This window comes from Calothrix rhizosoleniae SC01, from assembly GCF_900185595.1.
In the GTDB taxonomy this organism is placed as follows: Bacteria; Cyanobacteriota; Cyanobacteriia; order Cyanobacteriales; family Nostocaceae; genus Calothrix_A; species Calothrix_A rhizosoleniae.
Map to the genome: position 1 here is coordinate 1 of NZ_FYBH01000063.1, position 2,499 is coordinate 2,499.

Sequence of the window (2,499 nt, forward strand, 5' to 3'; positions counted from 1 at the left end):
CTTAAGATCGTGACCTTCAATATATTCCTGAACTAAATAGAATTCTTGTTTTTCTTCAAAATGAGCAAAAATACTAGGAATTTGCTCATGCCTTCCTAATCTATATTGAATTTCTGCTTCAGTATCAAATAATCTTCTTGCAACCTGCATAATATGGGGATCTGCTTGTACTGGCTTTAATTGCTTGACAACACACAAAGGATTACCTGGCAGATTCATATCCTGGGCAATAAAAGTATTACCAAAGCCTCCTTGTCCCAAAATTTGAGTAATTTTATAGCGCCCTGATAATATATTACCGATATTGGCAGATGAGTTTTCAGGAATTGTCTGGAAATTACCACCTGTTATTCCCGATAAATGTGTAACTTCTGGTGGTGTCGGTGCTTGTGTAGGTGCTGGTATTGCTGTTGCTTGAATTGATGTTGATTCATCTGTGGATATAATTACAGTAGATGTTCTTTGCAACTGCTCGCCACAGACGGAACAAAATTTATTATTCACATTATTCTCATGACCATTACTACAAATCAAGACATTATTTAAAGGTACACCACAATGGATACAAAAATTATTCGTGGATAAATTTTCATGCCCATTTTTACAAGTAATTGTTTTACCCTTTACTTGTGATAATGGTGTTGGTTTAATAGTAGGAGAAAAGAAAGTTTGTAGCCAAGGTATGTGACTAGCATTTTCTGTCTCTGTCCCTAAATTTTCAACAGAATTATGATTGGATGGTTGTTTAATTTCAATACCACCGAGCGCTCGCCAAGTTAAAGGTGGCTCTGATGGATTCTGAAAGGTCATTGGTAACCAAGTCGCACCAGGAAATTTATTTTCTAATCGATTTATTCTTTCTCTAGCCCTTCGCACTGCCAAATGTAAAGGTTTTCCCCAGGCAAATACTTCTAAAAAACGCTGTAAAAACTTCTGTGCTAATTCATCTGGCACAGGCTCGCGCATAACTATAATATTTGGGACTTTTAGTAAAGCTAATTGCCGTGCTATTCCCAATCCATCGCAGGAATTAAAAATTGCTAACTGTAAACCCCATTTAACAGCTTTCCTGAGTTCTGGTTCTAAATTATCTATAGTGATACTTTCTTCATCATTTAGATCAATAAAACCATTCTCTCCGCTTTCTTCGCTGCGACTATGACCAGCAAAAAATAGAATTTGTGGTTTATGTTCCTCAATTTGTTCACATAAAGACTCTAAGCTAGGCTTATCTATATTAATGAGTGCAGCATTAGAGTCTTCACCTAATCGTTTTTTCAACATTTCCCAGTCTTTCTGGAGATTGATTCTGGTATCTCTCCCAAAAACTGCTAAAACTTTTACTTGATGATTGATAGAACTTACTATTGGGTTTTTATTTACAGGTAAAGATAAAGCAACTTCAGCCCGATGATAACGTTTAAAAAAATCATCCCATAAATGCCAAGGTAAGCGTTCTAACTCTGGATTATTTGTGTCAAAGATGACTCTAATTTCTTCAGCTTCATCCTTGAGAGTTTGAAATAATTTTTCTCGAATTGGACTAAAATCATAGTCAGCTTTTAGCCAATCATTTAAACTAGATTTTAATTGCTTGCTAGCTTTTTTGATATCGGAGATGATAGTGGTATCGGTTCCACCAGTAACGCTCATGCGAGCCGAATAGTTACCTGAAACGTGATGGCGATACTTTAATTGCCAATATTTATAATGTTCGAGTAATTCTTTCGCTGGAGGGAGTTTACCTTTAGCTTCAGCGATCCATTTGCGATCGCCTTCTGTCCAAATTTGCAAGGAGATAACAAAACCTCGTTCAAAATCTCCTCCGACTAAATTTATGACAACTAACTTACCCATCTTCTCCCCCTTACAGGTAGTTAAATCATAAAATTACGGGTTACTATGGCATCATCCATCTGCACTTTTACAGTGAATTCCTCTCCAGGGTTGCCATTAATATCTAATTGAATCCATTTATCATTCTTTTGAGCTGGGACTTCTAAAATATTGTTTCCTGATGGATCGAGTACAGCACACTTTAAACCCTGGGGCAAATTTTTATCAGTAGTTGAATGTACTTGCAAGCGGATGGCTCGATTTGTAGCAGACGTAGCTGTTACAGCAACTACTAAAGCTACTAAAACTGCGGAAGATTGAATTGCTAACTCAATTGGTTGCGATCGCACAACAGTTTCAACCGAAAAATCACCCCTAGCAAAAACCAACTGCTGCTGTTTGCTACCCAAAACCTCTTCTAAAGTTTGCCAACTACTATCAATCACATTTTGCAGCCATTGGCTCAAGTTGACTAAAGTTTGCTCAGGTGAAACAGCACCATCCATATCCCGCACCTCTTGCACAGGAATATCTAAGATTTCTGGCAATTGTCCCGATTTAAACAGAGCATCCAGCTTTTTTAGGCTTTCTTGAGAACCATCAAAAATTAATTCCATACAGCCTTCCTCAATTCTCTTGAGTCTAAGTGAGCCATCGTCTAAT

2 protein-coding genes are annotated in these 2,499 nt (G+C 37.3%); both read right to left on the reverse strand.

Features of this window, described 5'->3' with window-relative positions:
- Nucleotides 1-1,857, reverse strand: a 1,857-nt coding sequence (locus tag CALSC_RS03755; protein WP_143288139.1) for a CHAT domain-containing protein, incomplete at its 3' end; no start/stop codon positions are given.
- Between the two features lie 20 nt (nucleotides 1,858-1,877).
- Nucleotides 1,878-2,499, reverse strand: a 622-nt coding sequence (locus CALSC_RS03760) for a DUF1822 family protein (RefSeq protein ID WP_235006670.1), incomplete at its 5' end; no start/stop codon positions are given.